The 11779-nt window shown below is 46.4% G+C and carries 12 protein-coding genes; 10 read left to right on the top strand and 2 right to left on the bottom strand.

Annotated features, from left to right (window positions below):
* Nucleotides 1–117: 117 nt before the first annotated feature.
* Together OZ660_RS07075 and OZ660_RS07070 are read right to left on the bottom strand one after the other, a co-directional pair.
* Nucleotides 118–738, bottom strand: a complete 621-nt coding sequence (locus OZ660_RS07075; RefSeq protein WP_159627999.1) for an L-threonylcarbamoyladenylate synthase — start codon at nucleotides 736–738, stop codon at nucleotides 118–120.
* A 102-nt stretch (nucleotides 739–840) separates the two neighbouring features.
* Nucleotides 841–1698 (bottom strand): PHP domain-containing protein, encoded by an 858-nt coding sequence (locus OZ660_RS07070; protein ID WP_274743005.1) that lies wholly within the window; start codon nucleotides 1696–1698, stop codon nucleotides 841–843.
* A 278-nt stretch (nucleotides 1699–1976) separates the two neighbouring features.
* Between OZ660_RS07070 and OZ660_RS07065 the strand changes: the two genes are divergently transcribed.
* The 10 genes from OZ660_RS07065 to OZ660_RS07020 all read left to right on the top strand — a co-directional run bounded on the left by OZ660_RS07065 (nucleotide 1977) and on the right by OZ660_RS07020 (nucleotide 11704).
* Nucleotides 1977–3629: an anthranilate synthase component 1 gene (locus OZ660_RS07065; RefSeq protein WP_274743004.1), complete on the top strand. Its 1653-nt coding sequence runs from the start codon at nucleotides 1977–1979 to the stop codon at nucleotides 3627–3629.
* Nucleotides 3626–4258, top strand: coding sequence for an aminodeoxychorismate/anthranilate synthase component II (locus tag OZ660_RS07060; RefSeq protein ID WP_159627993.1), 633 nt, complete (start codon nucleotides 3626–3628; stop codon nucleotides 4256–4258). The genes OZ660_RS07065 and OZ660_RS07060 overlap by 4 nt, the downstream gene beginning before the upstream one ends.
* Nucleotides 4251–5282, top strand: coding sequence for an anthranilate phosphoribosyltransferase (gene trpD / locus OZ660_RS07055; protein WP_274743003.1), 1032 nt, complete (start codon nucleotides 4251–4253; stop codon nucleotides 5280–5282). Before OZ660_RS07060 ends, trpD begins: the two co-directional genes overlap by 8 nt.
* Entirely contained in the window at nucleotides 5275–6684 is a 1410-nt protein-coding gene (gene trpCF, locus OZ660_RS07050; RefSeq protein ID WP_274743002.1) for a bifunctional indole-3-glycerol-phosphate synthase TrpC/phosphoribosylanthranilate isomerase TrpF, read from the top strand. The genes trpD and trpCF overlap by 8 nt, the downstream gene beginning before the upstream one ends.
* Nucleotides 6685–6705: 21 nt before the next feature.
* A complete protein-coding gene (trpB, locus tag OZ660_RS07045) occupies nucleotides 6706–7887 on the top strand; it encodes a tryptophan synthase subunit beta (protein ID WP_159627987.1) in 1182 nt (393 codons plus the stop codon).
* Nucleotides 7887–8696, top strand: coding sequence for a tryptophan synthase subunit alpha (gene trpA / locus OZ660_RS07040; RefSeq protein WP_274743001.1), 810 nt, complete (start codon nucleotides 7887–7889; stop codon nucleotides 8694–8696). Before trpB ends, trpA begins: the two co-directional genes overlap by 1 nt.
* A 6-nt stretch (nucleotides 8697–8702) precedes the next feature.
* Nucleotides 8703–9002 (top strand): YciI family protein, encoded by a 300-nt coding sequence (locus OZ660_RS07035; protein ID WP_274743000.1) that lies wholly within the window; start codon nucleotides 8703–8705, stop codon nucleotides 9000–9002.
* A gap of 419 nt (nucleotides 9003–9421) precedes the next feature.
* The gene (locus tag OZ660_RS07030) at nucleotides 9422–9691 is read left to right on the top strand and encodes a PepSY domain-containing protein (protein ID WP_226433223.1); all 270 of its coding nucleotides are present in this window, start codon (nucleotides 9422–9424) and stop codon (nucleotides 9689–9691) included.
* Between the two features lies 1 nt (nucleotide 9692).
* Entirely contained in the window at nucleotides 9693–10367 is a 675-nt protein-coding gene (locus OZ660_RS07025; RefSeq protein ID WP_159627979.1) for a response regulator transcription factor, read from the top strand.
* Nucleotides 10364–11704 carry an ATP-binding protein gene (locus OZ660_RS07020; protein WP_274742999.1) on the top strand — a complete coding sequence of 447 codons (1341 nt, stop codon included), beginning with the start codon at nucleotides 10364–10366 and terminating at the stop codon, nucleotides 11702–11704. Before OZ660_RS07025 ends, OZ660_RS07020 begins: the two co-directional genes overlap by 4 nt.
* The last annotated feature ends 75 nt before the right edge of the window (nucleotides 11705–11779 follow it).

Genomic DNA, 11779 nt, shown 5'->3' with positions numbered 1-11779 from the left:
TACACGCTTATTGTTATTTGTCGTTTATGTTATGCAGTGCGCAGAGTGTTTCCAACGCATTTGCGCATGGCGCCCGCACGCAATATGGCTAGCACGGCGTCTTATTCAAACGGTACTTTATTCAAATGGTGATGGGTCGCCCGTACCATGACGCACAATAACCGGCGTATCTTCGGAAAGATCCACAACCGTTGTAGGCTGCTCACCAATATACCCGCCGTGAATAATAAGCCCAACCTGTTTTTCAAGATTATCGCGAATAACATCAGGGTCAGATTCCGCCATTGTATTTCCCGGCAAAATCAACGATGTAGACATCAATGGCTCACCTAACTCTTCAAGCAGAGCAAGCGCAATGGCATTGTCAGGCACGCGAATACCAATGGTTTTCCGCTTGGGGTTTTGCAGCCGCTTAGGTACTTCTCGCGTTGCTTTTAACACAAAGGTGTAATGCCCTGGCGTGTTGTTTTTGATTTGACGAAAAGCCGTATTATCGACCTTCGCATAAATCGACAACTCCGACATATCACGGCACATAAGGGTAAAGTTATGCTCTTTATCTATCTGTCGAATACGGCAGAGCTGTTCAAGCGCCCTTTTGTCTTCCATCTGACAACCAATGGCATACCCAGAATCTGTGGGGTAAACCACAACTGCACCTTCTCGAATCAATTCACACGCTTGCGTTATTAAACGCTTCTGCGGATTGTCTGGGTGTACATAAAAAAACTGACTCATAACGCCTCTCTTATCTCAACTTGCTTGCTCTAGCACGCTGGCCTTGGTCTTGTTGGTTTGGGCATGCCTAGCTATTTACACACGCTTTGTATTTGCACACGCTTAGCTATTTGCCCCTAGTGCGTCAAACTGCGTCCAATTGTGCCAAACTGGAGTAAGTTTGCTGCTAATACCCAAGTTTTTGCCTAGCTCTGTCCATCGTGAAGGGAAATGAAAATCTGACCCTGCTGACGCCAGTAAACTATGGGTTTGCGCAAGTTCATTAATCAATTCTTGCTTGGTTTTATTAATGCCCGGAAATGCGGTCTCGATGGCATCACCACCGGCTTGCTCAAAAAGCGCCACAAGACGGCGTAGCCATTTTGTGGTCATATCGTAGTGGGCTGGATGTGCAAGCACAGCTTGACCGCCAGCATCTTGAATCCAGGTTATCGCCGTTTCAATACTGGGCCATTCAGCTTTAACCGCCGCCCGCTTGCCTTTGCCAAGGTATTTCTTAAACGCCGCTTCCATAGTAGGTACGCCGTAACTATTCACCAACACTCTTGCAAAGTGTGCTCGAGTTACTTGACCAACTCCGGCAAGTGTCTTGGCTCTGGGTAGCACGCCTTCAAAGCCGCACTTTTCTAATTTTTCAGCAATTTTCTCTGCACGCGCTTCGCGCACTTGTGCTTGCCCGTCTAAGCGCGCTAAAAATTCTGGGCACTGGCGGTTAACATTTAACCCCACAACGTGGATATCGAAGCCATGCCACAACGTGGAAATTTCCACCCCGTCAATCAACGTAAGCGACCGCTTTTGCTTTGCTTGAACGCTGTGCGCTTCGTCTAATCCAGCCACGGTATCGTGATCAGTAATCGCCAGCACATCCACCTGCATGGTGTGCGCGCGAAGGACAAGTTCTTCAGGGGTTAAATGCCCGTCAGAGAATTTTGTATGACTATGTAGATCTATTTTCAATGTCTTATGCAAATTTATGGTTGACACAAAAGGCAATTTGTTTTCTTCTATATACACAAAGTATACGTACTAACGGCTTCAAATCCTATTGAAGTTTAAACAAACAACGAGTAATTCATGCACACGCAAAAAATTTCTACAGCAATGACAGTTGCAACTTGGTGGTGGCACTCCCTAACTTAACGGGCGGTGTGCACTGTAGTGCGTGAATGAAAACACATAAAGGCCCGTTTACACGGGCCTTTTTTTTATCTTTTTGCAGTTGGAGAGAAGCAAAAATGAGTTTAGCGGAACTGGGCACTTCCCCAGGCAAGGTTGAGACAATAGAACAAGTAGGTCATTACATTGACGACCCACTCGCGGCTTTTGCTCACTTGTGTGGAAATACAAGCAACGCGTTATTGCTAGAGTCAGCAGAGATTGACTCGAAAGATGACTTACAAAGCTTGCTGATGGTTGACGCTGCACTGCGTATGGAATGCAGAGGTAATCGCGTTGAAATTACCGCACTTACTGGCAATGGCGCCTCTGTGCTTCCACTTTTCACTACGCAAAGCCCTGAAGGCCTAAATGTAGTAGACAGTTCAGCAACAACGGTTACCTTAGAGTGTGATGACGCCGATGCAGATTTAGACGAAGACAGTCGTTTAAAAGCCGCAAGTGTTATGGATGCACTGCGTATTGTTGTCAATAAGGTTACCCCCATACGTCAGCATCCACACGCTGTATTTCTAGGCGGTGTATTTGCCTATGACATGCTGGCTGGTTTCGAAAAACTCCCCGAGGTTGCAGAAGGCGAAAATGACTGTTCAGACTTTGTATTTTACCTTGCCGAAACGCTCATTACCGTAGACCATCAAACGCGCGAAACGCATATCATTGGTAGTGTATTTAGCGGGCAAGATGTCGCTCAGCAATACTTCACCATTGCCCAGCGCCTTGAAGCTATCCACCAACAGCTGCACGACATGCCAGCAGAGCCTGTCCTAAAAGGGCAAAGTGGACAGTCACTCGAAAAAAGTGGACAGTCACTCACTTTAACAGATAACCACGATGCTTCTGTGGACATCACCGACGAGCAATTTTGCAACCACGTACTTGACTTAAAGCAGCATATTTTGGCTGGCGATATATTTCAGGTTGTGCCATCACGCACATTTTCTCTCCCCTGCCCATCGCCACTGCTCGCTTATGCAAAGCTAAAAGAATCGAACCCAAGTCCGTATATGTTTTACATGCAGGATGAAGCATTCAGTATTTTCGGTGCGTCGCCTGAATCTGCTCTTAAATACGATAGCGAAAGCAACCAGGTTGAAATATACCCCATTGCCGGCACTCGACCACGCGGAAAACGCGCCGACGGCTCGATTGATAGAGATTTGGACAGTCGCATTGAATTAAACCTACGCGAAGACACTAAGGAAAAGTCAGAGCACATTATGCTTGTTGACCTTGCACGAAATGACGTTGCTAAAGTAAGCCGCCCAGGCACCCGCTACGTGAAAGACCTACTAAAAGTAGACCGCTACTCTCATGTAATGCATCTTGTATCGCGCGTGGTAGGTCAGCTTCGAGACGATTTAGATGCGCTGCATGCCTATCAAGCGTGTATGAACATGGGCACATTGGTAGGTGCGCCGAAAGTAAGTGCTGCCACGCTTATTCGTGAAGTAGAACAAAAACGTCGCGGCAGCTACGGCGGCGCGGTTGGTTATCTTAACGGGCAGGGTGACATGGACACCTGCATTGTTATTCGCTCGGCATTTGTCAAAAACAACACCGCGTACATCCAAGCGGGTGCTGGCGTCGTTCATGATTCAATCCCACAAGCCGAAGCCGATGAAACGCGCGCCAAAGCGCAAGCGGTTATTGGCGCTGTTAAAGCGGCACTTAAAGAAGAATATGTACCAAGCACGGAGGGCAACGCATGAACCAACAAGTGACCACCCTCTTTTTGCTAGATAATGTAGACTCATTCACCTACAACTTGGTTGATGAACTGCGCACGCTAGACTTAGATATTAAGGTTTACCGAAATACCGTTTCCGCCGACATGTTGTTTGAACGCATGCAAGAACAAGCAACAAAAGGCCCAGTATTATTAATGCTATCGCCAGGGCCTGGCGCACCCAGTGAAGCAGGTTGTATGCCAGCACTACTGAACAAAGTGCGAGGCGTATTCCCGGTAATTGGTATTTGCTTAGGCCACCAAGCCATTGTAGAACACTACGGTGGTACAGTTGGACGCGCAAGCCAAGTCATGCACGGTAAATCATCGGCAATTACTCACACTGAAAAGGCAATGTTTGAAGGGTTGCAACAACCCTTACACGTAGCGCGTTATCATTCCTTGGTTGCACATGAATTACCCGATGCACTGACGGTATGCGCATCGACAGTGAATGACGATGGCAGCGAAGCAGTGATGGCAGTATATAGCGAAGACGATCGTATGTTGGGCTTTCAGTTTCACCCAGAATCTATCTTAACCGCCCAAGGCAGTTTGCTACTTAAGCAAAGTATTGACTATTTAACGTTACAGGGAGCCAATCATGCTTAACGCAGGCCCACTTCTTGAACAATTAATGTTGCGTGAGTCACTCTCGCAAACCGAAGCCTACAGCTTGTTTAACAGCATTATGCACGGTGAGCAAAGCGAGGTAATGATAGCAGCGGTGCTTACCGCGCTTAAAATAAAGAAAGAATCGCCAAGCGAAATTGCAGGTGCAGCCAGTGCAATGGTTGCCAATGCCCTTCCCTTCCCAACGCCGAACTACGAGTTTGCCGACATTGTGGGGACAGGTGGTGACGGCCACAACACGATTAATATCTCAAGTGCAGCGGGTGTGGTAGCGGCTGCATGCGGCGTAAAAGTCGCTAAGCACGGTAATCGTAGTGTGTCGAGCAAATCAGGTTCGGCCGATTTGTTTCGTCAATTCGGGTTGAATTTAGAAATTAGCCCTGAGTTATCGCGAAAATGCTTAGATGAAGCAAATTTCACATTTCTTTTTGCTCCCGTTTATCACGCCGGTATGCGCCACGCAGCCCCCGTGCGCGCTGCGATGAAGACCAGAACCTTGTTTAACATCTTGGGTCCACTGGCAAACCCAGCGGGTCCAACTCATGGTGTATTCGGCGTATACTCCCCCGAACTGCTTGAACCGTATGCAAAAACCCTTATGCTGCTTGGTCAACATCGCGCCATGATAGTGCACGGCGATGGCCTTGATGAGCTGGCGCTGCACGGTGAGTCGATGATTTACGACTTAGAACACGGCGATATTCGCAAGCTAACCGTGACATCAGATGATTTCGGTTTACCGCGCTATCCGTTATCGGCTATCGAAGGCGGTGAACCGGAAGAAAACCGACAGTTTGTTGAAGCTGCCCTTAACGGTGAAGGCAAAGAAGCGCACCGTGCTGCCATTGCGATGAACTGTGGCGCATTGTTAAAAGTGACGGGCAAAGCTGATAGTTTCAAAGACGGCGCCGAAATGGCGATGGACGCCATGTCTAAGGGGTTACCCATGCAGTTACTTTCAAAGGTAGCCAAAATTACTCAGGAGGTAAGCACGAATGGCTAATGTGCTTGAGAAAATTGTTGCAGACAAGCGCGAAGAAATTGCGGCTAGAAAAACGGCTCTGCCATTAGACAGCTTTAAAGACGCTCTAGTGCCGTCTCAAAAAAGTTTGTTTGCGGCACTTAGCGAGCCTAACGCAGGCTTCATTTTTGAATGCAAAAAAGCGTCGCCGTCAAAAGGCCTTATTCGCGACAATTTTGATTTAGACGAAATTTTGGCAGCATATACCCCCTATGCTGCCGGTATTTCTGTACTGACTGACGAAAAGTACTTTCAAGGCAAGTTCGAATACCTTGCCTATGTGACCGAGCGCGTTGCGCAGCCTGTGCTAAACAAAGACTTCTTTGTTGAAACCTATCAAGTGTATCTGGCACGCCATTATAACGCCGATGCCGTATTGCTTATGCTTAGCGTATTAAGCGACGACGAGTATCGCGAGTTAGCCGCCGTTGCTGACAGCCTGCACTTAGACATTCTTACTGAAGTAAGTAACGAAGAAGAAATGCAGCGCGCTATAGCATTAGAAGCAAGCATTATCGGTATCAACAACCGTAACCTGCGCGACTTATCTACCGACCTTGCTACCACAGAACGCCTAGTGCCCATGCTAGAGGTTGCGACCCACGACTTTGTGGTCATTTCCGAATCCGGCATTTATACCCATGACGACGTGTTGAGACTAGCTGCCGTATCGGATGGGTTCTTGGTAGGCAGTGCACTAATGGCACAAGACGATCTGCCTCGTGCGGTTAAAACTTTGGTCAATGGTGCAGTAAAAGTATGTGGGTTAACCACCCCAGAGCAAGCGCAGATGGCATTTGATCAAGGCGCCAGTTTTGGCGGTCTGATCTTTGCTGAGAAATCGCCTCGCTACGTTACTCACGATATGGCGCAAACTATTACTCAACAAGTTAACGGCGCTTTTGTCGGTGTATTTGTGAATAGTGACGTAGACCAAGTTGCGTCACTGGCGGCATCGCTTAGTTTATTTGCCGTGCAATTACACGGTAGTGAAGATGAACATTATGTGGCCACACTTTCAGAAAAGCTGCCTGAGGGTTGCGAGATTTGGGTTGCACAAGGCGTGAAAGCAGATACAACAAACTCGCTGCCTGAAATAGTGGACAGACACTTAAATAACCCATTAATTAGCCGCGTGCTTCTGGATTGCCAAGTAGGCGATGCCAAAGGTGGCACGGGGGAATCATTCAACTGGCAATTGTTAGACGGCGCCGAGCAAAAGCATAAGCTCGTTCTTGCGGGCGGCATAAACCCGCAGAACGTAGAAGGCGCTATCGCCGCAGGTTGCGGCATCATTGATGTGAATTCAGGGGTAGAAGATGCGCCTGGCATCAAATCGGCTGACAAGTTGAGCGCACTGTTTGCAGTGTGCCGCCAATACTAATTCAAGAAACAGGACAACGTAATGAACCAACTAGATACAAAATTTGGCGAATTTGGTGGCATGTACGTGCCCGAATTGCTTATTCCCGCCCTTGATCAGCTGGAAAAAGCGTTTTTGGATGCCAAAGACGATCCCACGTTTAACGAAGAGTTTCTTTCGCTGCTAAAAGACTACGCGGGTCGTCCAACGTCGATGACGCTAACCCGTAACTTAGTTAGCAACCCGAAAGTAAAGTTGTACCTTAAACGTGAAGACCTATTGCACGGCGGTGCACACAAAACCAATCAAGTATTGGGACAGGCACTGCTTACTAAACGCATGGGTAAAACTGAGGTTATCGCAGAAACAGGCGCTGGTCAGCACGGTGTTGCAACAGCATTAGCTTGCGCGCTTCTGGGCCTTAAAGCGCGTATTTATATGGGTGCAAAAGACGTAGAGCGCCAAGCACCTAACGTGTTCCGTATGAAGCTGATGGGCGCTGAAGTTATACCAGTAAATGCGGGTTCTGGTACGCTCAAAGATGCGGTTAACGAAGCGATGCGCGACTGGTCTGCCAACTATGAGACAGCCCACTACCTATTGGGTACAGCAGCAGGTCCTCACCCATTCCCTACTATCGTGCGTGAATATCATCGCATGATTGGCGAAGAAACTCGCGCACAAATTATGGAAAAAGAAGGTCGTCTACCTGATGCCGTTGTGGCATGCGTGGGTGGAGGTTCAAACGCCATCGGTATGTTTGCAGACTTTATCGATGAACCATCAGTGCGCTTAGTGGGTGTAGAGCCTGCTGGTAAAGGGGTTCACACTAAAGAGCACGGCGCCACTATCGTTACTGGTACTAAGGGTATTTTGCATGGTGCTTATACCTTTATCATGCAAGACAAAGAAGGCCAAATTGAAGAAAGCTATTCAGTTTCAGCGGGGCTAGATTACCCAGCAGTAGGCCCTCAGCACGCGTATCTGCACGATATTGGCCGCGCTGAATATGTTGCAGCAACAGATGAAGAAGCCTTGAATGCCTTTCAACTACTGGCACGCAAAGAAGGTATTATACCCGCACTAGAATCTTCACATGCCTTGGCACATGCACTTAACATGGCCGATGAAGCCGAAGAAGAAACAATCATTGTTGTGAATTTGTCGGGTCGCGGCGATAAAGATCTTGCGCACGTAATTAACATTTTAGGGGATGATTTATAATGGAACGATATTCACAAATGTTTGCGCAATTGGATGAAAAGAACCAAGGCGCATTTGTCCCTTTTGTTATGGTTGGCGACCCTGACCTTGCGCAATCTGAAGCGATTATTTGCCAGCTCATTGAAAGCGGCGCTGATGCACTTGAGTTAGGTATTCCTTATTCAGACCCAATTGCAGATGGCCCAACAATTCAAGCATCAGCTATTCGCGCTTTGAACAACAAAGTTACCGTTGCTGATTGCATGGGTGTCATTTCTCGCGTTCGCGCAAAATATCCTAACGTGCCAATTGGCTTGCTGCTATACAGTAACTTAGTGATGGCGCAGGGCATTGAAACCTTCTACAACAAGGCGCAGGAAGCTGGCGTTGACTCAATATTGGTAGCCGATGTGCCAATTAGAGAAGCTGCACCTTTTCGAAAAGCCGCAGATGCAACGGGTATCTCGCAGATCCTTATTGCGCCGCCTAATGCAACTGACGAAACAATGGAAAAAATTGGCGAGTATTCGAAGGGGTATACGTATCTGCTTGGGCGCGCAGGCGTTACTGGCGCAGAAACAGCCGCCAATGTGCCTGCAGCAGATTTGATAGCACGATTGAATAAACATAATGCTGCGCCAGCCCTTTTAGGCTTTGGTATTTCGACGCCAGAGCAAGTTAAGTCAGCAATTGATGCTGGTGCCGCTGGCGCAATATCTGGTTCTGCCACAGTGAATATTATAGCTGCGAACCTTGATGACAACGACAAGATGCTAAGTGAGCTTGGTAGCTTTGTTGAAGGCATGAAAGCTGCAACTAACAAAGGGTAAAAAGCCATGCTATATATGATTTGTGCAACAGACGTTGCAAATAGCTTAGACAAGCGCCTTGCAGCACGCCCTGCACACTTAGAACGCTTGAATGTGTTAAAAGCAGAAGGTCGGCTAATAATGGCAGGCCCCTTCCCTGCTGTTGATAGCCCCGACCCTGGCCCTGCGGGTTTCACCGGTTCATTAGTGGTGGCTGAATTCGACTCGCTAGAAGATGCGCAAGCATGGGCCGATGCCGACCCATACATCGAAGCAGGCGTCTACGAGAGCGTAATAGTAAAACCGTACAAAAAAGTTTTGCCGTAAAAGAATGGACACCCACCCAAAAGCCTAGCATCCGCTAGGCTTTTTTGTTTCTACGAGAAATAAAGGACAGACACTCACTTTTGCAACGCATTTAAAAGCGGACAGACACTTTTTCTTTGGGTGCAACCAATGAACACACACTCTTATAAACAAAGCAGTTTAAATAGGACAGACACTCTTAAAAAGGAACTTCCCCCTGATTTGCCTTCTTCTATAAAAGTTAAGCGATGTCTACATGAAGTGTCTGTCCCTTATTTGGTTTGTCCCTTATTTGGTTACTAAGATAGGAATAGCCACTTACGGCTTATGTACACTTTTCCATAAGCAGGGTAGACTTATTTCAATTCAGTATTTGTTCAGATTGCTAACGTATACTTGGCGTTAGTTTGGTCTGGGCGAGATTTTTATGGTGAGGTTGTATGACGTTATCGCTTCGAGTTGCAATAGTATGTGTTGTGTTAGCTTTGTCTTGCACAAGTCCGGCTATTGCTCAGCAAAGCGCTAACGCCAGTATTTCCAAAAGTGAAGCTGCTGAACGCGCGAGAAATGCAGAAAATGGTCGCGTGTTAAAAGTTGAGCAAACTTCCAAAAAATATCGTGTAAAAGTACTGAAAAAATCAGGACGAGTAGTAACGGTGGATGTAGATAAACGCTCAGGCAAAGTGAAAACATCCAAAGATAAGGATTGATATGCGTATCCTAATAGCCGAGGACGACAGCAGGCTGCTAACCCAATTAGACACGCTACTTCAACAAAATGGATACAGTGTTGATTTAGCTGACAATGGCGAGCATGCATTATTTCTCATAAAAGAATACAGTTATGATTTGGCAATTATCGACATCGGCATGCCAAAACTAGATGGCTTTGAAGTTATCCGAAAAGCGCGACAAGCTGACATTTCCTGCCCTATATTAATACTGACAGCGCGCGACAGATGGCAAGAAAAGGTAGAAGGCCTTGATGCAGGAGCCGACGATTACCTTACCAAACCATTCCACAACGAAGAGTTACTCGCTAGAACGAAAGCATTGATTCGTCGGGCTTCAGGTCAAGCTAACCCAACAATTCAGTTCGGTCCAATAGCACTTGATACTGTCAGTGAAGAACTTTCACTCAACGGAGAAGCGCTCGACTTAACTGCTTACGAGTACAAAGTGATGGAATACTTGATGTTGAATCCACAAAAAGTAATTTCAAAGACTGAGCTAACTGAACATATCTATGATCAAGATTTCGATTTAGACAGCAATGTCATTGAGGTCTTCGTTGGTAGATTACGCAAAAAGCTTGATCCGACAGGCGAGTTAAAACCGATAGAAACCCTGCGTGGAAGGGGTTACCGGATAAATCGCAACCTATGAGGCAACTGTCGCTTCGACTAAGAAGTATCTTATTAGCAATAGGGCTATTAGCCCTATTTGCGCCTTTTACCGTCATTATTCTAGACGACGCTTATACCGAAAGTTTAACTCAAGCAAAAATGAGTGAGTTGCGCCTGATGAACTTAGGCTTGCTTTCCGCGTTTGAGTTAGATGGCGATTTACCCTATATGCCAGAAATTTTGTATGAAGAGCAACTCAACCTACCTGGCTCTGGATATTTGGGCATTATTGTTTTTCGAGACGAAGTCATTTGGCAATCAGCATCTGCTTTAGAATATACTTTTACCCCTCCTGATATTGATGTTGCGGTTGGAAACGAGCTCTTTATCGACAATCACAATCCTAAATTTGCTAGCGAGTCCACTTATTTCGTCTATGCATTCACCGCGGAATTTGCCTCTAGTAGAGATTTTGAGCCCGTACGCTTTTACATTTTTAATGACAAAGTATTGTTTGAGCAGGAACGAGACACTTTTTTAACGACTACATGGCAGTGGATATTCACGTTGTGCTTTGTTTTGCTTGTGTTTATTGTGGTGGGCATTAGCTTAGTACTCTCGCCTGTAAGAAAACTCATCGACGAAATTTCACTGACTTCAAGTGGCAAAAAACCGAAACTTGATGAACGATACCCCGTGGAATTTGACTCGCTAAAACGCTCCATCAACGACTTGTTACACACTGAAGCTAAACAAAGAACACGCTATAAAAACAGTTTGGGTGATTTGGCGCATAGTCTAAAAACACCGCTTGCAGTTGCTTCAGGGCACAAGAGCCTTCCTGCTGAGGTTAAAGAATCGCTGTCTCAAATCGATAGGATAATTCAACGGCAATTAAAAAGAGCGAGTGCTGGAAAAACAGGGTGGCAGAATGCAATTCGAATAGAACCTGTTCTGCATAAACTCGCAGATGCAATGGATAAAGTTTATCAAGATAAAGCACTGACTATCGAATTTGATGTCGACGAAAAGGCGCAGTTTAAGGGCGACGAAACAGATTTAATGGAGCTGTTTGGCAACATTCTTGATAACGCCTGTAAAGCAGCCAACACCCAAATTACGGTTTATGCGCAGATTAACGATAATTGGTTAACGGTAAAATTCGATGATGATGGCCCCGGTATCCCAGATGATAAAAAATCGGTGCTGTTAGAGCGAGGGATGCGGCTTGATACATACACCGAAGGTCATGGCATAGGTATGGCTTTAGTAGCAGATTTGGTATCGATTTATGAAGGCCGAATGAAGATAGAGGACAGTCACTTAGGTGGCGCAAGCATTACTGTCAGCTTTCCCTATCACGAAGTCGAGAACTAGTTCTCGACTTCTAATAAAGTGGACAGACACTTTTTCGTGATTTTTTGTGACTGTCCATTATTATTTTCTCAAAAA

The sequence above is a fragment of the Alteromonas sp. 009811495 genome (genome assembly GCF_028865455.1).
GTDB lineage: Bacteria > Pseudomonadota > Gammaproteobacteria > Enterobacterales > Alteromonadaceae > Alteromonas.
This window is presented reverse-complemented; position numbering and strand designations above follow the sequence as displayed.

Excerpts from the sequence above, each read along its gene's own strand:
- OZ660_RS07065 (WP_274743004.1), top strand. The coding sequence starts at position 1,977 with ATGAGTTTAGCGGAACTGGGCACTTCCCCAGGCAAGGTTGAGACAATA.
- trpB (WP_159627987.1), top strand. The coding sequence starts at position 6,706 with ATGAACCAACTAGATACAAAATTTGGCGAATTTGGTGGCATGTACGTG.
- OZ660_RS07020 (WP_274742999.1), top strand. The coding sequence starts at position 10,364 with ATGAGGCAACTGTCGCTTCGACTAAGAAGTATCTTATTAGCAATAGGG.
- trpCF (WP_274743002.1), top strand. The coding sequence starts at position 5,275 with ATGGCTAATGTGCTTGAGAAAATTGTTGCAGACAAGCGCGAAGAAATT.
- trpD (WP_274743003.1), top strand. The coding sequence starts at position 4,251 with ATGCTTAACGCAGGCCCACTTCTTGAACAATTAATGTTGCGTGAGTCA.
- OZ660_RS07025 (WP_159627979.1), top strand. The coding sequence starts at position 9,693 with ATGCGTATCCTAATAGCCGAGGACGACAGCAGGCTGCTAACCCAATTA.
- OZ660_RS07075 (WP_159627999.1), bottom strand. The coding sequence starts at position 738 with ATGAGTCAGTTTTTTTATGTACACCCAGACAATCCGCAGAAGCGTTTA.
- OZ660_RS07035 (WP_274743000.1), top strand. The coding sequence starts at position 8,703 with ATGCTATATATGATTTGTGCAACAGACGTTGCAAATAGCTTAGACAAG.
- trpA (WP_274743001.1), top strand. The coding sequence starts at position 7,887 with ATGGAACGATATTCACAAATGTTTGCGCAATTGGATGAAAAGAACCAA.
- OZ660_RS07030 (WP_226433223.1), top strand. The coding sequence starts at position 9,422 with ATGACGTTATCGCTTCGAGTTGCAATAGTATGTGTTGTGTTAGCTTTG.
- OZ660_RS07060 (WP_159627993.1), top strand. The coding sequence starts at position 3,626 with ATGAACCAACAAGTGACCACCCTCTTTTTGCTAGATAATGTAGACTCA.